This is a genomic window from Kocuria sp. CPCC 205258, assembly GCF_040981005.1.
In the GTDB taxonomy this organism is placed as follows: Bacteria; Actinomycetota; Actinomycetes; order Actinomycetales; family Micrococcaceae; genus Kocuria; species Kocuria rosea.
Genome location: NZ_JAVKPS010000005.1, coordinates 102,075 through 127,924 on the forward strand (window position 1 = coordinate 102,075; position 25,850 = coordinate 127,924).

A 25,850-nucleotide genomic window follows, 5' to 3' on the forward strand; every position below is an offset into this window, starting at 1 on the left:
TTGTTGGTGCGCGCGGGGATCGTTCCGGTGGATTCTTCGGCCACGTTGTTCCTCACCTTCGAGTTCACGTTCTTCGGGACCCCCGGGCCGGGCTCGGCCGCGGGCGCGGTCCACGTCCCGCCCAGCATATCGCCCACGCCTCCGCGGACCGCGACCTGGGCCACATTGCGGCCGGGTGCGTCCGGGCGGGTCCGGCGCGGAGGGAGCGGGAGGCGGCGGACGGTGGGCGGGCGCGGCGGACAGGGGCCGGCGAACAGGGCACAATGGACGAGTGAGCTCCTCGACCCCCGACCGTCCCGCAGAGCACCCCTCGGCAGAGCACCCCGCGGCAGCCGGCCCCGGCACCGCGTCCGGCCCCGAGGCCGCCGAGGCCCCGGAGCAGCCGCTCCCGCAGATCACGGAGAAGCAGGCCCGGCGGCTCAACGCCCCGGTGCAGGGGATGATCATCTCCATGGCGGTCCTCCTCCTGCTGGTCCTGCCGTTCGTGTGGCTCCAGCCCCGCCCCGACGCCCAGCCGTACCGTCCCGACGTCGACGTCGCCCAGGAGGCGGACTACGTCGCGGACGAGGCGCCCTTCACCCCGGTCGTGCCGGAGCCGGGCGAGGACTGGACCGCCAACTACGCCCGGTGGAACGGCGGCGCCGCCGAGGGGGTGCCCTTCTGGGAGATCGGCTGGGCCACCCCGCAGGGCAGCTTCATCGGGCTGGTGCAGACGTCCATGGCCAACCCCACGTGGCTGGCCCAGCAGGCCGAGGCCGTCCCCGCCACCGCGACGGTCGACGTGGGCGGCGTGCCGTGGGACGTCCACGTCCGGGAGGAGTCCCGGAACCAGGACCCCCTGACCGTGTACACCGGTGAGGTCAACGGCTCCACCGTGGTGCTCAAGGGCGACGCGCCCGGCGCCGAGCTGGACCAGCTGGCCGCCGCCGTCGCCGAGGACCTCACCGACGCCCCTGCCCCGCGAACCACGGAGATGCCATGACCCCGGACACCCGCCCCGACGACACCTCGCCCCGCACCCCGGCCGCCGCCTGGCAGCGCCTGCGCGAGGGCAACGCCCGCTTCGTGGCGGGCGAGTCCATGCACCCCAACCAGGACGCCTCCCGGCGGCAGTCCGTGGCCGGAGGGCAGAACCCGTTCGCCGTGATCTTCGGCTGCTCGGACTCGCGGCTGGCCGCCGAGATCATCTTCGACCTCGGCCTGGGCGACGCGTTCGTGGTGCGCACCGCCGGGCAGGTCATCGACGACGCCGTGCTCGGCTCGATCGAGTACTCGGTCGCGAACCTCGGCACGCCGCTGATCATGGTCCTCGGCCACGACTCGTGCGGGGCCGTGACCGCCGCGCACAGCGTCGCCGGCTCCGGGCAGATGCCCCGCGGCTTCCAGCGGGACCTCATCGAGCGGATCATGCCCTCCGTGCTCGAGACCCAGCGCCACGGCCACCAGGACGTCAACGCGGCGGTCGTGGAGCACACCAAGCAGACGGCGTCCCGCCTCATGGAGCAGTCCCGGGTGATCGCGGACGCGGTCTCCAACGGCGAGGTCGCCGTGGTCGGCGTCTTCTACCACCTCGAGGACGGCGAGGCGGAGCTCGTCCACGGGCACGGCACCTGGCTTCCGGGCCGCTGAACCGGGCGCCCGGCACGGCGGCCGTCACCCCGGGTCGCCGTGCCGGGCGTCACCCGGCGCTGTCCTAGACTGGCGCCATGGCTGATACCACCGCAGAGACCACCGAGTACCGCATCGAGCACGACACCATGGGCGAGGTCCGCGTTCCCGCGAACGCCCTGTACCGCGCCCAGACCCAGCGTGCGGTCGAGAACTTCCCCATCTCGGGCAAGCCCCTCGAGCCCCAGCACATCGTCGCGCTGGCACAGATCAAGAAGGCCGCCGCCAAGGCGAACGCGGAGCTGGGGGTGCTCGACGACGAGCGCGCCCGCGCCATCGCGGACGCCGCGGACAAGGTCGCCACGGGGCAGTACGACGAGCACTTCCCGATCGACGTCTTCCAGACCGGCTCCGGGACGTCCTCCAACATGAACACCAACGAGGTGCTGGCGACCCTCGCCAACCAGGCGCTCGAGGGCACGGACGTCGAGGTCCACCCCAACGACCACGTCAACGCCTCCCAGTCCTCCAACGACGTCTTCCCGACCTCCGTGCACGTCGCCGTCACGGGCGCGCTGATCAACGACCTGGTCCCGGCCATGACGCAGCTCGCCGAGTCGCTCGAGCGGAAGGCCGCGGAGTTCCGGGACGTCGTGAAGTCCGGGCGCACCCACCTCATGGACGCCACGCCGGTGACCCTGGGCCAGGAGTTCGGCGGCTACGCCGCGCAGGTCCGCTACGGCATCGAGCGGGTCGAGTCCTCGCTGCCGCGGGTGGCCGAGGTCCCGCTGGGCGGCACCGCCGTGGGCACCGGCATCAACACCCCCGCCGGCTTCTCCGCCCGCGTCATCGAGCTGCTCGCCGAGGAGACCGGGCTGCCGATCACCGAGGCCCGCAACCACTTCGAGGCCCAGGCCAACCGGGACGGCCTGGTCGAGGCCTCCGGGCAGCTGCGCAACGTCGCCTACAGCTACATGAAGATCAACAACGACCTGCGCTGGATGGGCTCCGGCCCCAACACCGGCCTCGGCGAGATCCTCATCCCCGACCTCCAGCCCGGCTCCTCGATCATGCCCGGCAAGGTCAACCCGGTGATCTGCGAGTCCACCATCCAGGTCTGCGCGCAGGTGATCGGCAACGACACCACCGTCTCGCTGTCCTCCACCAACGGGGCGTTCGAGCTCAACGTGGGCATCCCGGTCATGGCCTCGGCCCTGCTGGAGTCCATCCGGCTGCTCGCGAACTCCTCGCGCGTGATGGCGGAGAAGATGATCGACGGGCTCGAGGCGAACACGGAGCGCTGCCGCTTCCTCGCCGAGGCGTCCCCGTCCATCGTGACCCCGCTGAACAAGGCCATCGGCTACGAGGCCGCCGCGAAGATCGCCAAGCACTCCGTGGCCAACAAGATGACGGTGCGCGAGGCGACCATCGCCCTCGGCTACGTCGAGAACGGCCAGCTCACCGAGGAGCAGCTGGACCGGGCGCTGGACGTCACCACCATGACGGGCCCCAACGCCTGACCCTGCGCTCCCGGCGCACCGAGGGGTCGCGTCCGGACGGAAATGCTGCGGCATTTCCTCCGGACGCGACCCCTCGCGCCGTGCGGCGGCCGATGGCGGCCCCGGTCAGGAGGTCACGGCCGGGCCGGACTCGTCGGACTTGGAGAGCTCCTTGATGAACTCGTGGCACCTCTTGGCGCGCTCGGCGTCCTGGCTCATCACCTGCTCGAAGAAATCGGCGATGTCGTCCCGGCCGGCGTTGCGGGCATCCCGCACGTACTGGCCGTAGTCGTGGCCTGCCTTGAGCGAGTGGTACTGCACGGAGACCAGGTCGTAGGTCACGTCGTCGAAACCGGTCTGTCCTGCGGGCATGTGGTTCCTCCTTGCTCGTTCGCGCTCGTCGGATGGACGTCTCCGAGTCTAGGAGCGCGTGTCGTCCGTCACAAGTAAGCACGCTGTGTTTCTGCTCGCCGTGCCGCGGCCCGGCTCAGACCACGAAGCGGGGCGGGCCGCTGTGCGCCCGCGCGGCCCGCAGCCGCTCGAGCTGGTGGGGCGGCATCGGCGGGAGCTCGTCCATGGAGTACCAGCCGACCTCGAGCGACTCGTCGTCGTTGACGCGGGCCTCGCCGGAGACCCAGCGGCAGCGGAAGGTGTGGTCCAGGAACTGGCAGCGGTCCCCGTTGGGGTACTGCACGGGCTCCCCCGCCTTGACCGCCACGAGCTCCTCCACGACGGCGACGACGCCGGTCTCCTCCAGGCACTCGCGCACCGCCGTGACCGCCGGCTCCTCGCCGGGCTCCACGATCCCGCTCACCAGTCCCCAGTTGCCGTTGTCGCTGCGCCGGGCCAGCAGCACCCGGCCGTCCTCGCGCAGCACCACGGCGGTGACGGCGGGCAGCCACAGGAGGTCGTGGCCGATCTTCTCCCGCAGGGACAGGACGAACTCGGGGGTGGGCATGCGGGCTCCTCGTGCGGCGTCTCGGGGTGGGGTCCGGCCCATTCTGGCAGGCCGGCGCGGGTCACAGCAGCAGGAGGACCCCGAGGGCCCCGGTGATCATGGCGGGACCGAACGCCACCCGGGAGCGGGCGTCGACCCGGCCGAGCACCACGAGCACCGCCCCGGCCAGACCGCCGAGCACGAACCCGGCCGCCGCCCCCAGCACGGCGTGCCAGACGGAGACGAAGCCCAGGCACATGCCGAGCAGGCCGGAGAGCCGGACGTCGCCCATGCCCATCCCGGCCGGGTGGAGCATGCGGAGCAGGACGTAGAGCCCGCCCACGACCACCAGGCCCCACAGCATCCACAGCAGCCGGACCGGCTCGCCGGCCACCACCGCCGCCCCGCCCAGCAGCACCCCGCACACGGGGTACAGCGGGCGCACCACGCGGCCGGGCAGCCGGTGCTCCCGCACGTCGGTGCGCCACAGCCACGCGCACGCGACCACGAGCACGGCGGTGCCGAGCAGCGCGAGCGCCCCGGCGGCCCACCCGGCGGCGTCCCCGCGGGTGAACTGCTCGGTCAGGAAGGTGCCCACACCGGGCATCGTAGCCCCGGCCCCCGCCGGGACGGGGCGCCTGTGGACGCGAGGGGCCCTCCCTAGACTGGGGTCATGCACCGCTCCCCCGTCCCCGCGCCCACCGACCAGGACGAGTTCTGCGCGCTCAGCCGCTCCTCCCCGTGGCGCTGGGACACCCTGCGGTTCGTGCTGTCCTGGCCGGCCCCCGCGGACGCCGCGCCCCGCCGGCCCGTCCGGGCCTGGGTCCGCCGCCCTGACGGCCTTCGCGTCGAGGCCCTGGACGGCACCCCCCTCTACACGGCCACCACGCGGGAGCAGTCGCGCGACGACTTCTACGTCGCCTCGACCTCGGCCTCGTGGCTGCTCGCCCCGCAGCTGGTGGCCCCGGTGTTCACGGACTCCGGGCTCGTCGAGCGCCGACCCGAGGCGGCCTACGGGGACCCCGTCTTCGGCGGCGGCCGCTGGCAGGCCATCCTCGACCCCGTCGAGCTGGCCGGGGACGCCCCCGTGCCGCCCTACCTGCCGGAGCGGCGGCCCTGCACGGTCGAGGACGTCGGCACCGGCATCCACCACGGGCGCCCCGTGCGCGGCGCCGTGGTGGTCCCCGGCCACGCCTACACCCCGACGACGCCGGGGCACCCCCTCGCCCCGGCCCGCACCCGGGTGCTCCTCGACGAGCGGACGGCCGTCTGCGTCCGCTCCGAGGTGCTCGAGGGCCCGCTGGCCGGCACGGGCCACGACCTGCGGATCGAGGCCGTGGACGAGTACTTCATCGACGACCTCTTCCGCTCGGTGCCCCTGGACCTCACGGACGTGAGCAGGCACCTGCCCTGGCCCGTCGGCCCCTGAGGCCCCCGGTTCAGCTGTCCAGGTCGCCCAGGACCTCCGTGACCAGGGCGGCGATCGGCGAGCGCTCCGAACGGGTCAGCGTGACGTGGCCGAAGAGCGGGTGGCCCTTGAGCGCCTCGACCACGGCGGTCACGCCGTCGTGGCGGCCGACCCGGAGGTTGTCGCGCTGGGCGACGTCGTGGGTCATGACCACCTTGGAGTTCTGCCCGATCCGGGACAGCACGGTGAGCAGCACGTTCTTCTCGAGGGACTGCGCCTCGTCCACGATCACGAAGGCGTCGTGCAGGGACCGGCCGCGGATGTGCGTCAGGGGCAGCACCTCGAGCATGCCCCGGTCGAGCACCTCCTCGACGACCTCCTGCGAGACCAGCGCCCCGAGGGTGTCGAACACCGCCTGGCCCCACGGGTTCATCTTTTCCTCCTCGGAGCCGGGCAGGTAGCCGAGCTCCTGGCCGCCCACCGCGTAGAGGGGACGGAAGACCATGACCTTGCGGTGCTCCCGGCGCTCCATCACCGTCTCCAGGCCCGCGCACAGGGCCAGGGCGGACTTGCCGGTGCCGGCGCGCCCGCCCAGCGACACGATGCCCACCTCGGGGTCCAGCAGGAGGTCGATGGCGAGCCGCTGCTCTGCGGAGCGCCCGTGCACGCCGAAGACGTCCCGGTCCCCGCGCACCACCCGGGCGGAGCCGTCGGCGCGGACCCGGGCCAGGGCGCTGCCGCGCACGGAGTGCAGGGTCAGGCCCGTGTTGGCCGGCAGCCCCTCGGCGCCGGGGACCACGACGGCCTCGCCGCCGTAGAGCCGGTCCACCACGTCGTCGGGGACCTCGAGGGCCGCGGTCCCGGACCACTCGACGTCGGAGCCGACCCACTCGGCCCGGTACTCCTCGGCCTCCAGACCCAGGGCGGAGGCCTTGACCCGCATGGGCAGGTCCTTGGAGACGATGCACACGTCCTTGCCCTCGTTGGCGAGGCTCAGCGCCACCGCCAGGATCAGGGAGTCGTTGTCCTTGAGCCGGAAGCTCACCGGCAGGACGGTGTCCGAGACGTGGTTGAGCTCCACCACCAGGCTCCCGCCCTGGTCCCCGAGGGGCACGGGCCGGTTGAGCCCGCCGTGCTCCACGCGCAGGTCGTCCAGCAGCCGCAGGGCCTGCCGGGCGAAGTAGCCCAGCTCCGGGTCGTGCCGCTTGCCCTCCAGCTCGGTGATGACGATGACGGGCAGCACCACCTGGTGCTCGGCGAAGCGCAGGATCGCCCGGGGGTCGGACAGCAGCACCGAGGTGTCGATCACGTAGGAGCGCACCCCGGCGCCCAGGGGGGCGGAGATGTCGGTGATGCGCTCCTGCTTCTTGGAGATGCTCATGGTGGCCCTTCCTCCTCGGTCCGGCGGGCGGCGTCAGCGCCGTCCACCTGAGGACAACGTATGCGGACCGGACCCGCCGCGCGAGCAGAAACGGTGAACGGCGCGCAAATTGCCAGCGACCGCCCCGGGCGTGCCCGGCGCCGCGCCCGGGGACGGCGTCCGGGACGGCGACGGGCGGGGTCCGGTGGGCTCAGCCGCCGAAGCGCCGCTGCCGCGAGGCGTAGTCGCGCAGCGCCCGCAGGAAGTCGACGCGCCGGAAGTCCGGCCACAGCGCCTCACAGAAGTAGTACTCGCTGTAGGCGGACTGCCACATGAGGAACCCGGACAGCCGCTGCTCGCCAGAGGTGCGGATCAGCAGGTCCGGGTCCGGCTGCCCGCGCGTGTAGAGGTGCTGGGAGATGTCCTCCACGGACAGGCTCTGCGCGAGCTCCCGGACGTCCGCACCGGCGTCGAGGGCATCGGTGAGGACCTCCCGCACGGCGTCCACGATCTCCTGCCGGCCCCCGTAGCCGACCGCGATGTTCAGGTGCGGGCCGGCGTTGCCCGCGGTGCGCTCCGTGAGGTCGGCCAGGCACGCCGCGAGCCGCGGCGGCAGCATCTCGAGGGCGCCGACGGGCTGGACCCGGCAGATGCCCGTCTCGGTGAGCGTGTCCATGAGGTCGGAGATGATCTCGAGCAGGGGTTCCAGCTCCGCGGCCGGGCGCTTGAGGTTCTCGGTCGAGAGGATGTAGAGGGTGACCACCTCGATGTCCAACTCCCGGCACCAGCCGAGGAACTCGACGATCTTCTGCGCGCCCGCCTTGTGCCCGTCCGCGGTCGAGGCGCCGAACTGCTTGGCCCACCGCCGGTTGCCGTCCACGAGGACGCCGACGTGCTTGGGCAGCCGCCGCGGATCGAGCTCGGCGGAGAGCCGGCGCTCGTAGAACCGGTAGAGCGGCCGTGGCTTGGGCATCTGTGCTTCCTCCCGGGTTCTCGCGCACGGTGTCGGGGGTCGGGCCGGACGTGGTGGGGGCCACGGTGCCGGGCGTGGTGGTGGTCACGGACCCGGCCGGCTCTCGGCGACGCCTCCTAAACTACCCGGTGGGAGACCGGACGGACTCACGCACAGCACGCCGGGAGGAACATGATGGAGCACACGCACAGCGCCGCCCGCCGGGCGGCCGGCCGCGTCGAGGAGGCGGTCGAGCACGGGATCGAGGGACTCGTGGAGCGCAAGCCCGCGTGGCGGGGCTGGATCCACGCGAGTTTCACGCCCGTCGTCGTCGCCCTGGGTCTCGTGGCGATCCTGCTGGCGCCCAGCACCGAGCTGCGGATCGCGTGCGCCGTGTACGGCGTGACGGGCATCCTGCTGTTCGGCGTGTCGGCGATCTACCACCGCGCCTACTGGCCCCGGCGGCTGCACATGGTCCTGCGCCGGATGGACCACTCGAACATCGCGCTGCTGATCGCCGGCACCTACACCCCGCTGGCGGTCGCGCTGCTGGACCCGCCGCAGTCCCGGCTGCTGCTGGTCGTGATCTGGTCCTGCGCCGCCGGCCTGGTGCTCTTCCGGCTGCTGTGGACCCTGGCGCCCCGCTGGCTGTACACGCCGCTGTACGTGGTGATGGGCTGCCTGGCGCTGTTCTACCTGCCGCAGTTCTGGCAGACCAGCCCCCCGGCGGCCGCGCTGACCGCCGCCGGCGGCATCGCCTACATCACCGGCGCCGTGGTCTACGGCACCCGGCGGCCGCGCCTGCTCCCCGAGGTGTTCAGCTTCCACGAGGTCTTCCACGCCTTCACGGTGCTGGGCTTCGTGCTGCACTACGTGGCGATCATGCTCGCGATGCTCCGCTGAACGGCCTCGCCCCACCCGACCGCTCCGTGAGTTCCGCGGGTCCCGGACTCGGCACCCGGTCTCAGCCGCGCGGGTCGGGCCCCTCCGGCTCCTCGGCCCGCGCCGCCGGCCCTCCCCCGGCCCGGTCGCCGTCGGCGCCGGTCCTGGCGTCGGCGCTGTCGGTCCCGGCGCTGTCGGTCCCGGTGTGGCCGCCGGCCCGCTCCTCCGCGGCGCGGCGCTCGGCGTACTCCGCGCGGTAGCGCAGCCGCCGGTTGCGGCGGTTGAAGTCGCGCACCAGGAAGATGACGGCCACGGCCAGCAGCAGCGTCATGAGGAACCCCAGCATCCCGGGGGTCACCTGGCTCGGGTCCAGGCCGGGGCGCAGCGTGCCCTCGTCGATCGGGTTGGGCGCCATCGCCGGCAGCAGGGCGAGCACGTTCAGCACGGTGGTCATCCCGGCGCTCAGCCCACGATCCCGGCGAACAGGTCGTGCTCCGGCAGGTCGGTCGGCACCCGGGACTCCGCCAGGACGTAGTCCTCCCACGGCCACACCTGGGACTGCAGCTCGGCGGAGACGGCGAAGAACATCCCGTCCGGCGCCACCTGGGTCCGGTGGCTGCGCAGCGCCTCGTCCCGCAGCGCGAACGTGTCCGGGCAGCGCACCTTGGTGGTGGTCTCGTGCCGGGGGGCCGGCGGGCGGTGGCCCTCCGGGTCGCTCTCCTGCAGCATCGCGATCCGGGCGGCGTACGGGGACTGCAGGCCGCGCTCCTCGAGGGCCTCGTGCAGGGCCACGAAGCGCTCCAGGTTGAAGGCCCGGTCGTAGTAGAGCTTCTGCGGGGTCCACGGCTCGCCGAGGCCGGGGTACCGCTCCGGGTCGCCGGCGGCGCGGAACGCCTCGACGGAGACGTTGTGCGTCTGGATGTGGTCCGGGTGCGGGTAGCCGCCGTTCTCGTCGTAGGTCAGGATCACGTGCGGGCGGAACCGGCGCACGAGCCGGACCAGGGGCGCGGCGGCGCGCTCGAGCGGCTGCAGGGCGAAGCAGCCCCACGGCAGCGGCGGCAACGGGTCCCCCTCGGGCAGCCCCGAGTCCATGAAACCGAGCCAGCGGTGGTCGACGTCCAGCGCGGCGGCCGCCTGCGCCATCTCGTGCCGCCGCAGACCGGTCAGGTCCCGCTCGGCGTGCGGGTGGCCCTCCATCTCGGCGTTGAGGATCGAGCCCCGCTCCCCACCGGTGCACGTGGCCACCATGACCTCGACCCCCTGCCGGACGTAGTGGGCCATGGTCGCGGCGCCCTTGCTCGACTCGTCGTCGGGGTGGGCGTGGACGGCCAGCAGGCGCATCTCTGACAGGGAGGTCACTCGGGAGGTCCTCTCGGGAACGGTCGGGGAGTCGGGGAAGCGGCCGGTGCGGGCACGGGCCGCCGCCCATTTTACGCGTTCGCCGGACGGTCCTGCGCCCGGGGTGCTCCCAGGGGCCTCGGCTACAGTGGTCGGGCGGTCGCCGGGCCCGGCGCCGCCCCCGCCTGCCCCCGAGACCCGAGGCCGCCGTGTCCACCGACTCCCCAGACCTGCTCCGCGACCGCTACGGAGCCCCCCGCCGCGAGCGCCGGATCGGGACGCGCGGCTGGATCGGTCTCGCCCTGGCGGCCACCCTGGTCACCGCCGTCTTCGTCGTCTGGGTGGTCACGGCGCGGCAGAGCGCCCCCACGTTCAAGGACATCGGCTTCGAGGTGGTCTCGGAGGCGCGGGCCACGGCGGACTTCGAGCTCACCAAGCGTCCCGAGGACGTCGTCACGTGCGCGGTGCAGGCCCTCAACCAGGAGTACGCCGTGGTGGGCTGGGCCGAGGTGACCATCGGGGCCGTGCCCGAGGACCGGCTGGGCGACGGCGGGACGAGCTCCCACCGCGCGGCCGTGCGCACCACCAACCTGGCGACCACCGCGGTCGTGGACTCCTGCTGGCTCGAGGACTGAGCCCCCGGCGGTCGTCCCGCCCGTGTGTCGCCGTCGGCGTCGGGCCTTTGGGCTTGTCCGCCCGCCCCGCCTAGACTGGGCAGCAGGACTCCCCGTCCCCGGCAGCCGGACACCGTCCGAAACGGACGACCCGCACCGGGGCGGGGTCTTTGCGTAGCGGACCCCCGCACCGCCGGCGGCCCCCACGCCGTCGTCCCGGTCCGCCGCGGACCCGCCCGGACCCCGGGAGGACTGCCGCGGCCCGACCGCCCGTTCACCGAGGAGAGATTGTGACCACCACGAACAAGACCGGCGCCTGGCTGACCCAGGAGGCCTACGACCGCCTGAAGAAGGAGCTCGACCACATCTCCGGCCCGTACCGGCACGAGATCGTGGAGCGCATCGACCAGGCGCGCTCGGAGGGCGACCTCAAGGAGAACGGCGGCTACCACGCCGCCCGCGAGGAGCAGAGCAAGAACGAGGGGCGCATCGTCCACCTCAAGAACCTGCTCGAGAACGCCCAGGTCGGCGAGGCCCCTGCCGACGACGGGGTCGTGGAGGCCGGCATGGTCGTCACCGCGGAGATCGCCGGCGAGGCGATGACCTTCCTCATCGGCTCCCGCGAGGTGGCCGAGGACCTGGCCGCCGGCAGCGAGCTGGAGGTCTTCTCCGAGAAGTCCCCGATGGGCTCCGCGATCTCCGGCCACCGGGTCGGCGACGAGCTGTCCTACACCGCTCCCAACGGCAAGGAGATCCCGGTCAAGATCCTGGACGCCAAGCCGTTCAAGGTCTGAGGCTCCCGTGACGACCCACTGGTTGCGCAGCCCCGGCCCCGGCACCAAGGCCCTGATGGTCCTGACGGCGGTGCTCGGGGTCGTGGCCGTGGTGCTGCACTTCGCGGGTCAGGGCGACCCCGCCGCGAGCGCCCCCGGCAGCCTGCGCAACGTCTTCGTCTTCGCGACGTTCGTCAGCGCGTTCGTCACCTACCTCACCGGCCGGCGCCGCACCTGACGCCGCCCCCGCCGACACCGGCGCCGGTCCCCGCGGGGACCGGCGCCGTCGTCGTCCGGGGCCGGTGCCCGGCGGCGGTCAGTGCACGACGACGGGGTGGTAGCCCTCCGCCTCGAGCGCCCGGAGGATCTGGCGACAGTGCTCGTGCCCCTTGGTCTCCATGTCGATGGTGATGGACACGTCGCCCAGGCTGAGCGAGCCGCCGATCCGGGTGTGGTCCACGCCGGTGACGTTGGCGTCCTGGACGGCGATGAGCTCGGAGATGCGGGCGAGCTCGCCCGGGCGGTCGGTGAGCATCATCTTGATGGTCATGTACCGGCCGGCGGCGGAGAGCCCCCGCTGGATGACCTTGAGCATGAGCATGGGGTCCACGTTGCCGCCCGAGAGCACCACCACGGTGTTGCCGAGGTCCGGGTACGCGGCCTGCAGCCGGCCGTCGAGGAGGGCCGCGACGCCGACGGCGCCGGCCGGCTCCACCACGAGCTTGTTGCGCTCGAGCAGGAAGATCAGCGCCTGGGCGAGGGAGTCCTCGGAGACCGTCACGACGTCGTCGGTGAGCTCCTTGATGATGCTGAACGGCAGCTGCCCGGGCTTGCCCACGGCGATGCCGTCCGCGATGGTCGAGACCCGGTCGAGGGTCACGAGCGCGTCCCCCGCGAGGGACGGCGGGTAGGCGGCGGCATTCTCCGCCTGCACGCCGATGAGCCGGATCGGCCGGCCGAGCTGCTCGGCGCGGGCCTTGACCGCCACGGCCATGCCGGCGAGCAGTCCCCCGCCGCCCACCCCGGTGATGACGGTGTCGACGTCGGGCACCTGCTCGAGCACCTCGAGGCCGAGCGTGCCCTGCCCGGCCACGATGTCCGGGTGGTCGAAGGGGTGGACGAACACCGCCCCGGTCGCGGTGGCGTGGCGCTGGGCCTCGGCGAGGGCCTCGTCCACGCTGGTGCCGTGCAGGATCACCTCGGCGCCGTGGTCCTGGGTCGCGGCGATCTTGGGCAGGGCCGCGCCCAGCGGCATGTAGATGCGGGCGGTGATGCCCAGCTTGGCGGCGGCGAGGGCCACCCCCTGCGCGTGGTTGCCCGCGGAGGCCGCCACGACACCGCGGGCCTTCTCCTCGTCGGTGAGCTTGGCCATCCGCACGTAGGCGCCGCGGACCTTGAAGGAGCCCGCGCGCTGCAGGTTCTCGGCCTTGAGGTCGACCTCGGAGCCGATGAGCCGGGAGAGCGCCCGGGAGTGGGTCACCGGGGTCCGGTCGATCACGCCCTCGAGGAGCGCGGCGGCGTCCTGGATGTCGGCGAGACGGACGGGCAGTTCGGCCAGGCTCACGGTGCGTCTTCTTTCCCGGTCGGTGCGTCGGTGCGGGGCCGTGCGGGACCCGCTGGATCGCGCCACGGTGAGCGCCCGCCGGCGGCGGGCGCGGTCCTCATCCTAGTCGCTGCCGGGTGAGCGCTCCTGCGAGGCGGGGGCACCGGGGCCCGCCCCCTGGGCGGCCCCCTGCTCGGCGCTGCGGCCGCGGCCCTGACCCGTGCCGGCGGCGGCCCGGGCGCGGTCGTCCCGGCGGCCGCGCTTGAGCGCGGCCTGCAGCCGTTCCTTCGCGCGGGTCCGGCGGAAGCGCTGGAGCTGCGCCATGACCTGGTCGCGGGTGAGGTCGTTCCTGCGCGCGTGCTTCTTGATCTCCCACGGGAAGTAGTACGGCTCCCACGGGATCTCGTCGTCCGCCTTCCACGTCCCGCCCACGAGGTAGCGCACCACCGTGTTGAGGAAGGCCATCACGGGCACCGCGAACAGGGCGCCCGCGATGCCGAAGAGGATGGTGCCGGACGCGACGGCGAGGAAGACCGCGAGGGGGTGCAGGGACACGGCCCGGCCCATCACGAGCGGCTGCAGGACGTTGGACTCGATCTGCTGCACCAGCAGCACCACGGCGAGCATGGCCAGGGCGGTGCCGAAGCCGTTGGCCACGAGGGCGACGAGCACGGCGACCGCGCCGGTGAGCACGGCGCCCACGATCGGGATGAAGGAGCCCAGGAACACGAGGATGCCGATGGGCAGGGCGAGGGGGACGCCGAGCAGCGCCGCGCCGAGCCCGATGCCCACGGCGTCCACGAACGCCACGAAGCCCTGGATGCGGGCGTACTGCACGAGCGAGGTCCAGCCCCGGCGGCCGGCGCCGTTGACGGCCCGCCGCGCGCTGACCGGGAACAGCCGGACGAGGAAGAGCCAGATCCGTTCGCCGTCCATGAGGAAGAACAGCAGGGTGAAGAGCATGATGATGATGCCGGTCAGCACGTTGCCCGCCGTCGAGCCGAAGGACATGGCACCCGAGAGGATGGCCTCGCTGTTGTCCTGGATCGTGGTGCCGAGGTCGTCGATCCAGTCGTTCACGCTGTCGGCGCTCAGGTTCAGCGGTCCGTCCTCGAGCCAGCCCAGCAGCTGCTGGGTGCCGACCACCACGTTCTCGGACAGCTGCGCGAAGCCCAGCACGATCTGCCGGCCGGCGAGCACGAGCAGACCCGTCACGAGGCCGATGAGCACGAGCACCGCCGTGCCCGAGGCCAGGCCCGCCGGCACGTGCTGTCCGCGCAGCCACTTCACCAGCGGGAACAGGAGCCCGGCGAGCAGGCCGGCGATGAGCACGGGGATGATGACCACCGTGATCGTCGACAGCATGTACCCGAGCAGCCCCACGGCCGCGAGGATGATGATGAGCCGCCACGACCACGCCGCGGCCACCCGCACCGAGACCGCGACGCCACCCGCGGCGTTGCCGTGCAGCGGGGGGAGCTCGGTGCCGGGTCCCGGCCGCAGCGGCCGCTCGGCGTCGTGCGATGTCGAAGGCATGGAGCCATCTTGGCACGGCGGTCCGACCGCCGGGCGCCCCCCGGCCGGGGCCGGACGACGATTCCGCGGGCCGCTCCCGCACGCGGGGCGCGCGCGGTGGAAGACTGGCGGGATGTCACGCACTTTCCTCCGCGTCCTCGCCCAGCGCCGACCGGCTCCTGGCCTGACCCCGGACGCTCCGCCGCGGGAGGAGCTGGAGGCCGTGCTCCGCGCCGCCGCGGGGACCGCGGCCGCCGATCCGGGCCTGAGCTGGCGGGTGGCCGTGACCACCCGCCGCTCCGCGCCGGAGCTCGCGGCCGCGCTGGCGGGGCTGACCCGGGTGCCCAACATGTCGGCGCCCTTCCCCCGGCTCAAGGGCAAGCAGCTGCGCCGGCTCGCGGCATTCCGGGGCGCCCTGAAGTGGGCGAGCACTGGCGGCCTGGGGTGCGCGCTCGTCTTCAGCCCCGACGACACCCTGGGCGTCCCGCGGAAGGAGCAGCTGAACGCGGCGCACGGGGCCCGCCCCCTGCTCGAGGCCGCGTTCTGGGCCGCCGGCTGGGGCACCGTGTGGGCCCACCGGGACGGCGAGGGCGAAGACGCGGTCCGCGCGTTCTACGGGCTGACGGAGGAGGAGAAGCTGCTCGGCTGGCTGTTCGTGGGCCGCCCGCCCCGTGCCGTGGCCGCCGAGCACACGGCCACCCGCCCCACGCCCGGGCCCCGGATCTCGTACCACTGAGCCTCTCCTCCGCGCCCGCCCGCGGGTCGCGGCACGACGACGGCCCGGGACCCGCGGTGCGCGGGTGCCGGGCCGTCGTGGACGGTGCAGCCGGGGCGGGGACCTAGTTCGAGGTCATCTCCCGGATGATCGCCAGGATGCGCAGGATCTCGACGTAGGTCCAGATCAGCGTGACCGTCAGGCCGAAGGCCGCGGACCAGGCCATCTTCTCGGGGACGCCGACCTCGACACCGCGCTTGATGTTGTCGAAGTCCAGCACGAAGCTGTAGGCCGCGAGCAGGATGGCCACGGCGCCGATGAGCAGGCCCAGCCAGGGGCCGAGCGGGCTGTCCGTGCGGATGTTGAAGCCGAACAGCAGCACCGCGCCCAGGTTGACCAGCGCGAAGACGGCGTAGGCCATGAGCGCGACCATGAAGATCTTGGTGGCGCGCGGGGAGGCCCGGACCTTGCCGGAGCGGAAGAGCACGAGCACCGAGACGAACACCGCGATGGTGCCGATGACGGCCTGCACCACGATGCCCGGGTACATGGCCTCGAACATCCCCGAGATGCCGCCCAGGAACATGCCCTGGAACAGGCCGTAGGCGAGGATCAGCGCGGGCGAGGGCTCGCGCTTGAAGGCGTTGACCAGGCCGAGGACGAGACCGACGAGGGCGCCGGGGATGGTGAGGATCGGCATGATCCAGCCGGCGAGCGCGCCGACGACCACGGCGCCGAGCACCGTGGCCGTGCGCATGATGACGTCGTCGTAGGTCATCCGGCCGGTCTGGTTCGTCCCGGCGGCCGGGGCGTTGTACATCGAGTCCAGGCGCTCGGCCGAGTACGGGGCGCCCTGCTGGTAGCCGGTCCGTCCGTAGCCGGGCTGCTGCTGGTAGGGGGTTCCGTAGGAGGTCTGTCCGTACTGGTTCCCGTGGGACTGGGCGCTGCCTGCGCCCGGCTTCGAGAGATCGCGGAGAAGCGGGTTACCGCCGGCCATTGAGGGGTCCTTCCGTGGCACTGATGTGCGAGATGTGCGACCAGCGTAGCAAGGCCTGCCTGACGAAAGCATGAGAACTGCTGTGCTTAAGCCGAGGGCGTGCGGGCGGCCCGGCCGGCGCGGGCCCCGGCCCCCAGGAGAGCGGACAGACAGGCCTTTGCTGTTGCACACATGCTGGGGAGAACGACCGCTGTCCCGATCCGGAGGCCCCTCATGCCCGAGTCCCCCGCCCACTGGGTGCCGCTGGCCGCGATCCCGGTGCTGCTCGCCGTCGGGGCCCTGGCCGTCCTGCACTGGAGCCGCTACCTCGGGGCGATCGGCCGGCTGGAGCGCGCGCGGACCTCTCCGGACGCCGCCCCGGCGACCGCCGCCTGGCTCGAGCTCCGCAGCGAGGAGCACTACCGCCGGGCCTACCGGCTCACCTGGGCGGTGGCCGCGGTGCTCGCCGTGGGCCTGACCGCCGCCGTCCTCGCGGGCTGAGCGGCGGCACGCCCCGTGGTCCCGCTGCCCGGAGCCGTCCTCCTCTACGGCTGCATCGTCGTCGCCGGGGCGGGCGCCACTGCCCTGTGGAGCCTCGTCCAGGTCGCGCTCGACCTGGCCCCGGCCGCCCGCCGCCGGTCCCACGGCGCCCGCGCCTCCGCGCGGAGGCACCTGGGCCGCGCGACGTCCGCGACCGCCGTGGCCCTGCTGACCGCGGGCGTCCCCTCGCTGCTGCGCCATCTCGAGTGGCTCGCCGTGCTGGTGGGGACGGCCTGAACCGCCCCGACGGGGCCGTGGGCCGACGGGGCTGGCGTCACACTTCGTGATGAAGCCGTGATCTTGTTTTAGATCTGTTCGCATTGATTTGCATGTGAGAACCTTTTCCGGGATCCCCCCAGCCCTCAGGAGTTCGCCCATGCAACGATCCATGCTCGCCCCCACCCTGTCCGCCCTCTCCCTGGCCCTCGTGCTGGCTCCTCTCACGCCCGCGACCGCCGCCCCCGCCGAGAACGCCACGACCCTGTCCGCCCAGCAGGTCAGCGCCGAGGCCCCGCCCGAGATCACCGACCGGATGATCGTCAAGTACCGCACCCCCGTGACCGACGCCGAGTCGGAGCAGGTCGTCGAGGACGCCGCCGCCGAGGCCCACGTCCCGGAGGCCGAGGACACCACCGAGGTCCGGACCACCGGCGACGGCGCGGCCGTCGTCGAGCTGGCCGGCGAGGTCTCGACCGACCAGGCCGAGAAGCTGGCCGAGGAGCTCACCAAGGACCCGGCCGTGGCCTACGCCGAGCCCGACCGGCTCGTCTCGACCGCCCGGATCCCGGGCTCGGACGAGGCGGAGCCGGAGGACATGGGCTCCGTCGCCGCGACCGCCGCGGACCCGGGCGTCCCGTCCCTGTGGGCCCTCACCAACCTGCGCGCCTTCGAGGCGTGGGACACCGCCACCGGCAAGGGCGTGACCGTCGGGGTCGTCGACACCGGCTTCGCCAACCACCCCGACCTGGACTCCCAGACCATCGGCGGCTACGACTTCGTCTCCACGGCCGCCCTCGGCAACGACGGCAACGGCCGGGACGCGGACCCGCGGGACCCGGGCACCTACTCCACGGCCGGCCAGTGCTACGCCGGCTCCGCGGCCACCAACTCCATCTGGCACGGCACGCACGTGGCCGGCACCGTGGCCGCCAAGCGGGACAGCTACGGCACCGTGGGCATCGCCCCCGACGCCACCCTGCTCAACGCCCGGGCCCTGGGCGCGTGCGGCTTCGGCTACGTCTCCGACATGGCCGACGCCGTGCGCTGGCTGGCCGGCGACGCCGTCGCCGGGGCCCCCGCCCCGCGCAAGCGCGCCGACGTGATCAACATGTCCCTGTCCATGGGCGGGGGGTGCCCGGCCACGCTGCAGAACGCCATCAACACCGCCTGGTTCCGGAACATCCCGGTGGCCGTGGCCGCGGGCAACAGCGGCCGCCCGGCGATCGAGTACGCCCCGGGCAACTGCTACAACGTCATCACGGTCGGGGCCATCGGCTCGGACCGGGTGCGGGCCAGCTACTCCAACCACGGCGGCGCCGTGGACATCTACGCCCCGGGCCACCACATCCTGTCCGCGGGCAACACCGGCACCCGGGGACCGGTCGCGCCCAACAGCCGCTTCGACTACGGCACGTCGATGGCCACCCCGCACGTGGCCGGGACCCTGGCCCTGCTCAAGCAGAAGAACCCGACGCTGAGCTCAGACCAGTACAAGCAGCTGATCCTCGACTCCGGGGACGCCTGGGCCAGCCTCCCCGGGGGCAAGACGCTGAACTCCCACGACGCGCTGTGGATCACGAAGCCCGCCGTCACCGCCGCACCGGCCGCGCCCACCCCGACCTACACCACCAAGGGCGCGATCGGGACCCTGTACCAGCGGATCAAGAGCCAGACGGGGGCCCCGACCTCCCACGAGCAGGCCGTCGCCGGCGGGGTCCGCCAGAGCTTCACCAAGGGCACGATCTACTGGACCTCGGCCACCGGCGCCTACTGGGTGCGGGGCGGCGTCGAGACCGCCTACAAGCGCAATGGCACCCCCACCGGCATCCTGCGCTTCCCCCGCTCGGACGAGAAGTCCAACGGCATCGGCGGGGCCTACCAGCTGTTCCAGAACGGCAAGATCCTCTGGTCCTCTGGCACCGGGGCCTACGCATTGACCGGGGACCTCGAGAGGGCCTACGCCGCGGCGGGCAACGAGAAGGGCGCCCTGGGCTACCCCACCGCAGACCGCCGGAGCAACGGGAGCGGCGGGTACTACCAGTCCTTCCAGAAGGGGCGCATCCTCTGGGGCTCCGCCCACGGCGCCCACCCGATCACCGGCGCCACCAGCGCCGCCTACTCGCGGGCCGGCAGCGAGCGGGGGGCGCTGGGCTACCCCACCTCCGGGGCGGTCTCCGACGGCCGGGGCGGCACCTCCCAGTCCTTCCAGAAGGGGCGGATCGTCTGGAGCGCCGCCGGCGGGGCGCACGCCCTCAAGGGCTCGATCGGTGCCCTGCACGAACGCTCCGGCGGCACGGCCGGCGCCCTGGGCTATCCCACGACCGACGAGGCGTCCACCGGGACGGGCGGGGTCTACCAGGTCTTCCAGAAGGGCCGGATCTACTGGAGCCCCAGCACCTACTCCCAGGAGACCAGGGGCTCGATCGGCAACGCCTACGTATCGCTCGGGGGCACGAAGAGCCGCCTGGGCTTCCCCCGGACGGGTGAGATCACCCGCGCCGACCGCTCCGTGGTGCAGTACTTCCAGGGCGGTTCCATCACCTGGCGCCCGGGAGGATCCATCCGGATCGACTACCGCTGACCCGGCACCGGTCCCGCCGAGGCCCCGCTCCGTCCTGTCGGAGCGGGGCCTCGGCGCGTCCGGCGCCCTGCTGGGCACCGCACGCGCCGAGGTTCTGGAGTGCACGCGCCGGCCGCCCCACCGGTCCCGCCACCGGCCTCCCGGCAGTAGAGTCACGGCCATGGGGACTCTGCTGTACGAGTGGATGACGGCGCGCCAGGCCGCGGACGCGCTCGACGCGTACCTCGCCGAGCGCGGTCCGGCGCTGGAGCGCCTGCGCGCGGCACTGGCCGAGCACGGCCTGGAGCCCGACGAGATGCTCGACGGCTCCCTCTACTCCGTGTCCCCGCTGTGGGCCTGGATCAGCGCCCGGGCCTCCGAGTTCGGCGTGGACCCGCGTCCTCTCACCGAGGACCCCACCCGCCCGGCGTGGCCGAGCTGGGCCCGGCACGGCAAGCTCGTGGACCCGCACCCGCCGGCCGCCACCATCGCGCTGCTGGACGGCTTCGTCTCCTACCTCGGGCAGCTCGTCGGCGACGCGGCGCCGGAGGCGACCTGGCAGGTCGGCGAGCACCTGATCGCCGACCACCCGCTGCTCAACTACCCGGTGCTGGGCTCGGACCACCACCAGGTCTTCCTCCCCGGCATCCCGCTCTACAGCGCCTACCAGTCCGCCCACGGGCGCGCCCCGATGACCGGGACGGAGATGCTCGCCCACATCCGCCGGACCGTGGACGCCCTCCACGGCGAGGGCCCGGAGGCCGCCGCCGTCGAAGAGCCGCTGGTGACGGTGGTCGCCGAGGTCGACTGCTTCGACGTGGGGCTGCGCGAGGACATCCCGACCCTGCACCCGCAGGTCGTGGAGCAGCTGATCGACGAGCTGTGCGACCGCGACGGCGTCGAGTCGGTGCACCGGTACGGGCCCGCCGCGCTGGTCGTGGACGTCTCCGGCTGGGACGAGCTGCGGTTGAAGCTGTGGTGCACGCTGTGGCTGCAGCGCCACCTGCCGCGCTGAGACCCACCTCCGGCCAGGTGCTCGACCGCCTGGACCGCTCGTTCCCCCACCGGGGAGGAATTGGACCCGCTGACGCTGCACACCGCGGTCACCGAATGAGGGATCAGACCGTTCTGGTCGTTGCGTGGCACGATGCGAGGACCACGACGGCGATCCGGGAGGTCCACCTTGTCGAGACGGGTCAGGCTGCTGACGCTGGACGTCGTCATTCTCATCGCCTGGGTCATCGGGATCCGTCTGGTTCTCGGCGAGTGGGACTGGCTCATCACGGGCATCGGCGCCGTGTTCCTGGGGGCCCGGATGGCCTGGGACGCCCGGCCCCGCCGCGACCCGGGGATGGAGGCGTCCCGATGACGCAGGACCGGCGAAGTCGCCGCGGCGGAGTGTTTCCGGCGCATGGTGCGGCGGCTGCCCGTGGTCGGCCCACTGAGGGTCGCCATGATCGTCCTGTGCGCGTACGAGCAGGCGCTCGGATCCGGTCGGTGCCGGCCGGCAGAGCAGCCGGCGGCCCGGGTACGCCGTCCGGGCACGGCCATGGTGGCCGACCGGCCCCGGGCAACCATCCCGGTAGGCTCGTTGCACAGCGCCACCACCGCCTTCCCCCAGGAGCTTCGAGCCGCATGACCCGATGGACCACCGCGGAGAACCTGCACGATCTGGGCTCCGGCACCACCCTGGTGACCGGCCCCGCCGCCAACTGGCTGATCCTGCGCGAAGGCAGCAGCTGCACCCTGATCGACTGCGGCTACCCCGGTGACCGCACGCTCGTCGACGCCTCCCTGCGGGCGGCCGGGGTGACAGGTCTGCCCGACGCCGTGGTCATCACCCACGCCCACGCCGACCACATCGGCACCCTGGACCGCTTCGTCGCCGCCGGCGTCCCGGTGCACTGCTCGGCCGCCGAGGTGCCGAACATGACCGGCACCGCCCGCGAGCAGATCGGGCCCAAGGAGTCCCTCCCCCGGGCTGCCCGCTCGTGGAAGTGGCTCACCTGGAGCATCCACGCCATCCGGGTCGGCGGCCTCAAGGACGTCACCGTGGACCCCGAGGCCCTCACTTCTTTCACCCCCGACGCGACCGCCCTGGACGTCCCCGGGAGCCCGCGCCCGGTGGCGACCACCGGACACACCTCCGGGCACACCTCCTACCTCATCGGTGGCACCGGAGTGCTCGCCTCCGGCGACGCGGTGATCACCGACCACATGGTCGCCGAGAAGCACGGTGTCCCGCAGCTTCTCGCCGACCCGTTCCACCACGATCTGCCGACCGCTTCGCGCGCCGCGGTCCGGCTGCTCTCCGACACGGACTTCGACGTCCTGGCACCTGGCCACGGCCCGCACCTGCGCGTGCCGGCCGGCCGGCGTCTGTCGATCCACTGAGACGCCCCGTCCCCGCCTCGACAGCCGTCACGATGCGCCATGTCGTTGTCGCACCACGAGGACGTGAATACGCTCGCGCCAAGCACCTGTCCCCCTGCGCTCGGAGCACGGCATGGCCTCGCACCGCCACCAGGATGAATCAGCGGGCACCAACCCGATCCCGCGCACCAACCGGCCAGAACGCCACTGGTGGCGTCGGCTCGCACGCCTCGCCGGGTTCGCCGCTCTGGCCCTCCTGGTGCTGGTGCTCGTCTCGGCAGGGCTCAACCTCGCCCTGACCCAGTACGAGCGCACCAGCACCGATCCCTACGGACAGCGGGTGGCGGTGGACGGGGGGTCGGTCAACGTTGTGGACCACGCCGCGGACGGTCCCACCGTCGTGCTGCTCCCCGGGCTGGGCACCCCGGCCCCGGCGCTGGATTTCGCCCCGCTGGTCCGGGAGCTCGACGGCTGCCGGGTGGTGGTCGTCGAGGGGTTCGGCTACGGCTACGCGGACATGACCGGCCCGGAGCGGACCGTCGAGAACATCTCCCAGGAGCTCCACTCCGCTCTGGAGGCCACCGGGGTCGAGGCCCCGTACGTGCTCGCCGGTCACTCCCTGGCCGGGTTCTACCTCCTCGACTACGTCGACCGGTATCCCGGCGAGGTCTCGGCGGTCGTCGGGATTGACACCACCGTGCCCGCCTTCGCCGCGGCACAGGCCGGCGCCCCGGCCAGCGGGGGCATCCCGTGGGACCGGGTGGCCTCCTCCACCGGGCTGCTCCGCTGGGTGCTGCTGGCAGCCCCCGACCTCGCCCTGCCCGAGACGACGGATCACACGGCAGAGGAGAGGGAGCAGATCCACCGGATGACCATCTGGAACTTCGCCAACCCGGCCGTGGCCGACGAAACCCGGCGGATCGGGGACAACGCCCAGCAGCTGGAGGACGTGGGATTGCCGGCTGACCTGCCCGTGCTGATGCTGCTGGCCCAGGACACCGTGGACGAGTCCCCCGACTGGCTCGCCTCCCACGAAGAGCAGCTGCAGGGCGTGGACGATCACGAGCTCGAGGTGCTCGACGGGCCTCACTACCTGCACTGGACCCGCTCCCCCGAGATCGCCACCAGGATCACCGCGTTCCTCGACAATCGCGACATCGTTGCCCGGAACGGAGCCTGTAGCGCCGCACCGGCGTCTGCCGCCTGAACGCACCGGCCGCTGCCCGGCTCAGACTGCCGACACCAGCCCGCTCCACAGCAGCGGCAGCCCGCGCAGGTTCAGGTACTGGTCGACCGTGGTCGCCGACGGCTCCGTCCGGTCGTCGCCGTCCTCCCACAGCGCGTCGCACTCGTCGCAGACGTGGACGAGCGCGCCGGTGGCCTGCACCCGGTAACGGGCCACCGTCCCGTACTCGCAGTCCGGGCACTCGTCGTCGCTCATCGCGGCTCCCCTCCCTGGTTCTCTCCGGCCGATCGCCGGGCTCGGCGGGCGGATGATCGAGGATCCCGTCAGGCCGGTGGAGCGCTCACGAGGTCCTCGCGTGATCAGATTGTGCACCGGGGCACCCCGGTGGCGATAGAGCTCTCACACGACCACCAGCGCGCGGAGCGCACCGGGCGCGCAACGCCGTGGGTCAGGGCGAACTGCGCCTGCTCCCGCTGCACGTTCGTCCCCGGCATCGGGGCCGCATGTGCTTGGTGCACAACTTCTGGTGGTCCTCCAGCTGGGTCGCCGGGGTTGCCCTCTTCTCGTTGTCCGGCAGGCCGCGCACCGCGTCACCAGTGGGGCCCTCGGGGTTCGTGTGCTTGGCGACCTGCTCCCCGAGGGACCGCTCTTCCTGGTGGCCGGTGCGGCGTGACGGGGCTCGCTCGTGTGCTGCGACGACGTCCCGCAGCTGCTCCAGGCGCTCGGTGGCGCTCATGCGAAGGCTCCTCATGCACTCCATGTGTGCGGACTCCGTCCCAGTCCGAAGACGCAGCCGGGAGTCTTCGACACGATCCGCCGGGGTCGGCTGGCCGCGAAGCGCACCGGAGGTTCCGCAGCTTGCGAACCCGGCAGTAGGGTCACGCCCATGGGAGACCAGCCGTACGAGTCGATGGACGCGCGCCAGACCGCCGACGCCCTCGACGTCTACCTCGCCGAACGCGAACCGGCCCTGGAGAGGCTTCGCGCAGCACTGACCGGCGCCGGCTTGGACACGCGTGAGACGCTCGACGGGTCCCTCTACTCCGTCTCCCCGCTGTGGGCATGGCTCACCGCTCGGGCCGCGCGGCTCGGCGTCGACCCGCGGTCACTGGAAGAAGACGCCACCCGCCCCTCCTGGCCGTCCTGGGCACGCCACGGAAGACTCGTGGACCCGCACCCACCGGCCGCCACGATCGCACTCGTCGACGGCTTCGCCACCTACCTCGGCCAGCTCCTGACCGCAGCGGTCCCCGCTGCGTCCTGGCAGGTCGGTGAGCACCGCATCAGTGACCACCCGCTGCTGAACTACCCGGTGCTCGCCTCGGACCACCACCAGATCTTCCTGCCGGCCCTGCCGCTCTACAGCGTCTACCAGTCGGCCCACAGCCGCGATCCGATGTCCGGCACCGAGATGCGCACCCACGTCCAGCGGACCGTCGACGCCCTGAACGGGCGAGGACCGGAGGCCGCTGCCGTCGACGAGCCGCTGGTGACGGTCGTCGCCGAGCTCGACTGCTTCGACCTGGGCCTGCGCGAAGACATCCCGGCCGAGCGCCCGGAGATCGTGCCGTTGCTGATCTCCGAGCTGTGCGATCGCGACGGCGTCGTATCGGTCCACCGGTACGGACCCGCCGCCCTGATCGTCGACGTCCCCGGCTGGGACGAGCTGCGACTGAAGATGTGGTGCACCCTGTGGCTGCAGCGGAACCTCCTGCGATGACCCGCCGGCGTCACGATCTCGGCCGCCGGCCTCGTGGCCGTGCGCGCCGGCGCCCGGAGGGGGCCGGTAGCCTCGGCACCATGAACGAGTCCGCCCAGCAGACCGCCGAGGGGCCCGTGCCGACCGGCGGCCAGGTCCTCGCCCGCGCCGTGCCGGCGGCTGCCGTGCTCACGGTCGGGTTCCCAGCCCTGGTCCACTGGGGACTGGACGACAGCGGTACCGCACGCAGCCCCTGGGTCACCTTCGGACCGGCTCTGCTCCTGGGACTGGCGCTCATCGTGCAGCGCCTCGTCCAGGCGCCCCGTGCCCGCCTCGACGTCCACCAGGACAAGGGACCGCTGCGCCGATCGATCGGGATCACCGCCTCCTCCGGTCTGGTCCCGGACGATCCGAGCACCCGCGTCGCCGCCGGGGTGCTGGCTTGCACTCAGCTGGAGTCGGCGACCACGATCGTGGCCGGGATCGCCGGCGTCGTCGCCGTCTGGATCCTGCGCACCGAGACGTGGTGGGCGGTGACCGCCGCCCTGATGATGCTGATCGCAGTGGTCCCGGCCCTCCGCGCCCGCCGCGCCTGGGCCTACCTGGACGCCCTGCACGCCGCCGAGCGCACCGGCTGACGGCCTGCTGCCCCGGCGGGGCACTAGGGTGACGGACATGACAAGCCGTACGTCCGCAGCCCTGGCTGCCGCCGCTGTGCTGCTGATGGTCACAGCCTGCGGCCCGTCGACGGAGTCCTCATCGGCTCCCTCGGTCGACCTCGAAACGTGGGCGGCCAACACCCTTCCTGCCGTCGCCGAGGGAGGATTCTCCATCGCCGGCAGCACCGGCACCGACGGCAGTCGCGCCACCGGTTCGACGACCGATGTGGAGCCCGGGTGGTACGCGGTCACGATGGCGTGCGCACCGGCTGACCCGGGGGCTGACGCCGATCGATCCTCCGGACGGATCAGTCTGAGCGGGGAACACGGGTCCTACGGCGAAGGGGACTGCGCGAGCTCACCGGTGACCACGACCGTGCAGCTCGGCGCCCCCGACGACACGACGCCGGAGACGGTCACGGTGGCAGCTGAAGCCGAGGGCTACGAGGCCTTCTGGGGCGTGTCCGCCGCACCAACGACTGCACCCGAATAGC

General features: G+C 72.8%; 31 protein-coding genes. 19 read left to right on the plus strand and 12 right to left on the minus strand.

What is annotated here, in order from left to right; translation table 11 throughout:
- Positions 1-271: 271 nt before the first annotated feature.
- The 3 genes from RF644_RS10480 (at position 272) to RF644_RS10490 (ending at position 3,128) form a co-directional block, all read left to right on the plus strand.
- The gene (locus RF644_RS10480; protein ID WP_368796477.1) at positions 272-982 is read left to right on the plus strand and encodes a DUF4245 domain-containing protein; all 711 of its coding nucleotides are present in this window, start codon (positions 272-274) and stop codon (positions 980-982) included.
- Positions 979-1,629: a carbonic anhydrase gene (locus tag RF644_RS10485; protein WP_017832405.1), complete on the plus strand. Its 651-nt coding sequence runs from the start codon at positions 979-981 to the stop codon at positions 1,627-1,629. The genes RF644_RS10480 and RF644_RS10485 overlap by 4 nt, the downstream gene beginning before the upstream one ends.
- Positions 1,630-1,706: 77 nt before the next feature.
- Entirely contained in the window at positions 1,707-3,128 is a 1,422-nt protein-coding gene (locus RF644_RS10490; RefSeq protein ID WP_368796478.1) for a class II fumarate hydratase, read from the plus strand.
- A 105-nt stretch (positions 3,129-3,233) separates the two neighbouring features.
- On the opposite strand, the gene RF644_RS10495 is transcribed toward RF644_RS10490, so the two are convergent.
- The 3 genes from RF644_RS10495 to RF644_RS10505 form a co-directional block, all read right to left on the minus strand.
- Positions 3,234-3,479, minus strand: a complete 246-nt coding sequence (locus tag RF644_RS10495) for an acyl carrier protein (protein ID WP_368796479.1) — start codon at positions 3,477-3,479, stop codon at positions 3,234-3,236.
- A 115-nt stretch (positions 3,480-3,594) separates the two neighbouring features.
- Positions 3,595-4,065 (minus strand): NUDIX domain-containing protein, encoded by a 471-nt coding sequence (locus tag RF644_RS10500; protein WP_368796480.1) that lies wholly within the window; start codon positions 4,063-4,065, stop codon positions 3,595-3,597.
- A 61-nt stretch (positions 4,066-4,126) separates the two neighbouring features.
- On the minus strand, positions 4,127-4,642 hold the full coding sequence (locus RF644_RS10505) for a prepilin peptidase (RefSeq protein ID WP_126349929.1): 516 nt from the start codon (positions 4,640-4,642) through the stop codon (positions 4,127-4,129).
- A 75-nt stretch (positions 4,643-4,717) separates the two neighbouring features.
- Between RF644_RS10505 and RF644_RS10510 the strand changes: the two genes are divergently transcribed.
- Positions 4,718-5,473: a hypothetical protein gene (locus RF644_RS10510; protein WP_368796481.1), complete on the plus strand. Its 756-nt coding sequence runs from the start codon at positions 4,718-4,720 to the stop codon at positions 5,471-5,473.
- A 10-nt stretch (positions 5,474-5,483) separates the two neighbouring features.
- Here the strand turns inward: RF644_RS10510 and RF644_RS10515 are convergent, their stop codons facing one another.
- A complete protein-coding gene (locus RF644_RS10515; RefSeq protein ID WP_017832410.1) occupies positions 5,484-6,833 on the minus strand; it encodes a PhoH family protein in 1,350 nt (449 codons plus the stop codon).
- Positions 6,834-7,023: 190 nt separating this feature from the next.
- Complete coding sequence (locus RF644_RS10520) at positions 7,024-7,785, minus strand: isoprenyl transferase (protein WP_095650453.1); 762 nt, start codon at positions 7,783-7,785, stop codon at positions 7,024-7,026.
- 174 nt (positions 7,786-7,959) lie between these two features.
- Here RF644_RS10520 and RF644_RS10525 point away from each other — a divergent pair, with 174 nt between their 5' ends.
- Complete coding sequence (locus RF644_RS10525) at positions 7,960-8,667, plus strand: hemolysin III family protein (protein WP_035927115.1); 708 nt, start codon at positions 7,960-7,962, stop codon at positions 8,665-8,667.
- 61 nt (positions 8,668-8,728) lie between these two features.
- On the opposite strand, the gene RF644_RS10530 is transcribed toward RF644_RS10525, so the two are convergent.
- Together RF644_RS10530 and mca are read right to left on the minus strand one after the other, a co-directional pair.
- Positions 8,729-9,100, minus strand: a complete 372-nt coding sequence (locus tag RF644_RS10530) for a hypothetical protein (RefSeq protein ID WP_368796482.1) — start codon at positions 9,098-9,100, stop codon at positions 8,729-8,731.
- Positions 9,101-9,108: 8 nt separating this feature from the next.
- Entirely contained in the window at positions 9,109-9,987 is an 879-nt protein-coding gene (gene mca, locus RF644_RS10535) for a mycothiol conjugate amidase Mca (RefSeq protein WP_031282471.1), read from the minus strand.
- A gap of 206 nt (positions 9,988-10,193) precedes the next feature.
- Between mca and RF644_RS10540 the strand changes: the two genes are divergently transcribed.
- The 3 genes from RF644_RS10540 (at position 10,194) to RF644_RS10550 (ending at position 11,609) form a co-directional block, all read left to right on the plus strand.
- Positions 10,194-10,619: a DUF4307 domain-containing protein gene (locus RF644_RS10540; protein ID WP_368796483.1), complete on the plus strand. Its 426-nt coding sequence runs from the start codon at positions 10,194-10,196 to the stop codon at positions 10,617-10,619.
- Positions 10,620-10,888: 269 nt separating this feature from the next.
- Positions 10,889-11,392 carry a transcription elongation factor GreA gene (greA, locus tag RF644_RS10545; RefSeq protein ID WP_017832416.1) on the plus strand — a complete coding sequence of 168 codons (504 nt, stop codon included), beginning with the start codon at positions 10,889-10,891 and terminating at the stop codon, positions 11,390-11,392.
- 7 nt (positions 11,393-11,399) lie between these two features.
- Positions 11,400-11,609: a hypothetical protein gene (locus tag RF644_RS10550; protein ID WP_017832417.1), complete on the plus strand. Its 210-nt coding sequence runs from the start codon at positions 11,400-11,402 to the stop codon at positions 11,607-11,609.
- 78 nt (positions 11,610-11,687) lie between these two features.
- Here RF644_RS10550 and ilvA read toward each other — a convergent pair whose 3' ends face one another.
- Both ilvA and RF644_RS10560 read right to left on the minus strand, forming a co-directional pair.
- A complete protein-coding gene (gene ilvA / locus RF644_RS10555) occupies positions 11,688-12,935 on the minus strand; it encodes a threonine ammonia-lyase (protein ID WP_133411519.1) in 1,248 nt (415 codons plus the stop codon).
- Between the two features lie 102 nt (positions 12,936-13,037).
- Complete coding sequence (locus RF644_RS10560) at positions 13,038-14,450, minus strand: AI-2E family transporter (RefSeq protein ID WP_368796484.1); 1,413 nt, start codon at positions 14,448-14,450, stop codon at positions 13,038-13,040.
- Between the two features lie 112 nt (positions 14,451-14,562).
- Here RF644_RS10560 and RF644_RS10565 point away from each other — a divergent pair, with 112 nt between their 5' ends.
- On the plus strand, positions 14,563-15,165 hold the full coding sequence (locus RF644_RS10565; RefSeq protein WP_368796485.1) for a nitroreductase family protein: 603 nt from the start codon (positions 14,563-14,565) through the stop codon (positions 15,163-15,165).
- Between the two features lie 103 nt (positions 15,166-15,268).
- Here RF644_RS10565 and RF644_RS10570 read toward each other — a convergent pair whose 3' ends face one another.
- On the minus strand, positions 15,269-16,141 hold the full coding sequence (locus RF644_RS10570) for a Bax inhibitor-1/YccA family protein (RefSeq protein WP_017832220.1): 873 nt from the start codon (positions 16,139-16,141) through the stop codon (positions 15,269-15,271).
- A 213-nt stretch (positions 16,142-16,354) separates the two neighbouring features.
- Between RF644_RS10570 and RF644_RS10575 the strand changes: the two genes are divergently transcribed.
- The 7 genes from RF644_RS10575 (at position 16,355) to RF644_RS10605 (ending at position 23,019) form a co-directional block, all read left to right on the plus strand.
- Positions 16,355-16,621 (plus strand): hypothetical protein, encoded by a 267-nt coding sequence (locus RF644_RS10575; RefSeq protein WP_017832219.1) that lies wholly within the window; start codon positions 16,355-16,357, stop codon positions 16,619-16,621.
- A 15-nt stretch (positions 16,622-16,636) separates the two neighbouring features.
- The gene (locus RF644_RS10580) at positions 16,637-16,897 is read left to right on the plus strand and encodes a hypothetical protein (protein ID WP_368796486.1); all 261 of its coding nucleotides are present in this window, start codon (positions 16,637-16,639) and stop codon (positions 16,895-16,897) included.
- 139 nt (positions 16,898-17,036) lie between these two features.
- The gene (locus tag RF644_RS10585; RefSeq protein WP_146202118.1) at positions 17,037-19,460 is read left to right on the plus strand and encodes a S8 family serine peptidase; all 2,424 of its coding nucleotides are present in this window, start codon (positions 17,037-17,039) and stop codon (positions 19,458-19,460) included.
- Between the two features lie 160 nt (positions 19,461-19,620).
- A complete protein-coding gene (locus RF644_RS10590) occupies positions 19,621-20,454 on the plus strand; it encodes a hypothetical protein (RefSeq protein WP_368796487.1) in 834 nt (277 codons plus the stop codon).
- A 168-nt stretch (positions 20,455-20,622) separates the two neighbouring features.
- Positions 20,623-20,808, plus strand: coding sequence for a hypothetical protein (locus tag RF644_RS10595; RefSeq protein WP_368796488.1), 186 nt, complete (start codon positions 20,623-20,625; stop codon positions 20,806-20,808).
- A gap of 266 nt (positions 20,809-21,074) precedes the next feature.
- Positions 21,075-21,833, plus strand: coding sequence for an MBL fold metallo-hydrolase (locus tag RF644_RS10600; RefSeq protein ID WP_368796489.1), 759 nt, complete (start codon positions 21,075-21,077; stop codon positions 21,831-21,833).
- A gap of 112 nt (positions 21,834-21,945) precedes the next feature.
- Positions 21,946-23,019, plus strand: coding sequence for an alpha/beta fold hydrolase (locus RF644_RS10605; RefSeq protein WP_368796490.1), 1,074 nt, complete (start codon positions 21,946-21,948; stop codon positions 23,017-23,019).
- 21 nt (positions 23,020-23,040) lie between these two features.
- On the opposite strand, the gene RF644_RS10610 is transcribed toward RF644_RS10605, so the two are convergent.
- Together RF644_RS10610 and RF644_RS10615 are read right to left on the minus strand one after the other, a co-directional pair.
- Complete coding sequence (locus RF644_RS10610) at positions 23,041-23,253, minus strand: hypothetical protein (RefSeq protein WP_368796491.1); 213 nt, start codon at positions 23,251-23,253, stop codon at positions 23,041-23,043.
- Between the two features lie 193 nt (positions 23,254-23,446).
- A complete protein-coding gene (locus RF644_RS10615) occupies positions 23,447-23,734 on the minus strand; it encodes a hypothetical protein (protein WP_368796492.1) in 288 nt (95 codons plus the stop codon).
- A gap of 150 nt (positions 23,735-23,884) precedes the next feature.
- Between RF644_RS10615 and RF644_RS10620 the strand changes: the two genes are divergently transcribed.
- The 3 genes from RF644_RS10620 (at position 23,885) to RF644_RS10630 (ending at position 25,849) form a co-directional block, all read left to right on the plus strand.
- Positions 23,885-24,718, plus strand: coding sequence for a hypothetical protein (locus RF644_RS10620; RefSeq protein ID WP_368796493.1), 834 nt, complete (start codon positions 23,885-23,887; stop codon positions 24,716-24,718).
- An 80-nt stretch (positions 24,719-24,798) separates the two neighbouring features.
- On the plus strand, positions 24,799-25,335 hold the full coding sequence (locus RF644_RS10625; protein ID WP_368796494.1) for a hypothetical protein: 537 nt from the start codon (positions 24,799-24,801) through the stop codon (positions 25,333-25,335).
- Positions 25,336-25,372: 37 nt separating this feature from the next.
- A complete protein-coding gene (locus tag RF644_RS10630) occupies positions 25,373-25,849 on the plus strand; it encodes a hypothetical protein (RefSeq protein ID WP_368796495.1) in 477 nt (158 codons plus the stop codon).
- The last annotated feature ends 1 nt before the right edge of the window (position 25,850 follow it).

What these genes read in the sequence shown, in the direction of transcription:
- RF644_RS10620 (WP_368796493.1), top strand. Translation starts at nt 23,885, where the DNA reads ATGGGAGACCAGCCGTACGAGTCGATGGACGCGCGCCAGACCGCCGAC.
- RF644_RS10520 (WP_095650453.1), bottom strand. Translation starts at nt 7,785, where the DNA reads ATGCCCAAGCCACGGCCGCTCTACCGGTTCTACGAGCGCCGGCTCTCC.
- RF644_RS10575 (WP_017832219.1), top strand. Translation starts at nt 16,355, where the DNA reads ATGCCCGAGTCCCCCGCCCACTGGGTGCCGCTGGCCGCGATCCCGGTG.
- RF644_RS10590 (WP_368796487.1), top strand. Translation starts at nt 19,621, where the DNA reads ATGGGGACTCTGCTGTACGAGTGGATGACGGCGCGCCAGGCCGCGGAC.
- RF644_RS10495 (WP_368796479.1), bottom strand. Translation starts at nt 3,479, where the DNA reads ATGCCCGCAGGACAGACCGGTTTCGACGACGTGACCTACGACCTGGTC.
- RF644_RS10615 (WP_368796492.1), bottom strand. Translation starts at nt 23,734, where the DNA reads ATGAGCGCCACCGAGCGCCTGGAGCAGCTGCGGGACGTCGTCGCAGCA.
- RF644_RS10500 (WP_368796480.1), bottom strand. Translation starts at nt 4,065, where the DNA reads ATGCCCACCCCCGAGTTCGTCCTGTCCCTGCGGGAGAAGATCGGCCAC.
- RF644_RS10605 (WP_368796490.1), top strand. Translation starts at nt 21,946, where the DNA reads ATGGCCTCGCACCGCCACCAGGATGAATCAGCGGGCACCAACCCGATC.
- RF644_RS10565 (WP_368796485.1), top strand. Translation starts at nt 14,563, where the DNA reads ATGTCACGCACTTTCCTCCGCGTCCTCGCCCAGCGCCGACCGGCTCCT.
- RF644_RS10625 (WP_368796494.1), top strand. Translation starts at nt 24,799, where the DNA reads ATGAACGAGTCCGCCCAGCAGACCGCCGAGGGGCCCGTGCCGACCGGC.
- RF644_RS10515 (WP_017832410.1), bottom strand. Translation starts at nt 6,833, where the DNA reads ATGAGCATCTCCAAGAAGCAGGAGCGCATCACCGACATCTCCGCCCCC.
- RF644_RS10610 (WP_368796491.1), bottom strand. Translation starts at nt 23,253, where the DNA reads ATGAGCGACGACGAGTGCCCGGACTGCGAGTACGGGACGGTGGCCCGT.
- mca (WP_031282471.1), bottom strand. Translation starts at nt 9,987, where the DNA reads ATGCGCCTGCTGGCCGTCCACGCCCACCCCGACGACGAGTCGAGCAAG.
- RF644_RS10560 (WP_368796484.1), bottom strand. Translation starts at nt 14,450, where the DNA reads ATGCCTTCGACATCGCACGACGCCGAGCGGCCGCTGCGGCCGGGACCC.
- RF644_RS10485 (WP_017832405.1), top strand. Translation starts at nt 979, where the DNA reads ATGACCCCGGACACCCGCCCCGACGACACCTCGCCCCGCACCCCGGCC.
- RF644_RS10525 (WP_035927115.1), top strand. Translation starts at nt 7,960, where the DNA reads ATGGAGCACACGCACAGCGCCGCCCGCCGGGCGGCCGGCCGCGTCGAG.
- RF644_RS10570 (WP_017832220.1), bottom strand. Translation starts at nt 16,141, where the DNA reads ATGGCCGGCGGTAACCCGCTTCTCCGCGATCTCTCGAAGCCGGGCGCA.
- RF644_RS10510 (WP_368796481.1), top strand. Translation starts at nt 4,718, where the DNA reads ATGCACCGCTCCCCCGTCCCCGCGCCCACCGACCAGGACGAGTTCTGC.
- RF644_RS10600 (WP_368796489.1), top strand. Translation starts at nt 21,075, where the DNA reads ATGACCCGATGGACCACCGCGGAGAACCTGCACGATCTGGGCTCCGGC.
- RF644_RS10530 (WP_368796482.1), bottom strand. Translation starts at nt 9,100, where the DNA reads ATGACCACCGTGCTGAACGTGCTCGCCCTGCTGCCGGCGATGGCGCCC.
- RF644_RS10490 (WP_368796478.1), top strand. Translation starts at nt 1,707, where the DNA reads ATGGCTGATACCACCGCAGAGACCACCGAGTACCGCATCGAGCACGAC.
- RF644_RS10630 (WP_368796495.1), top strand. Translation starts at nt 25,373, where the DNA reads ATGACAAGCCGTACGTCCGCAGCCCTGGCTGCCGCCGCTGTGCTGCTG.
- RF644_RS10585 (WP_146202118.1), top strand. Translation starts at nt 17,037, where the DNA reads ATGCAACGATCCATGCTCGCCCCCACCCTGTCCGCCCTCTCCCTGGCC.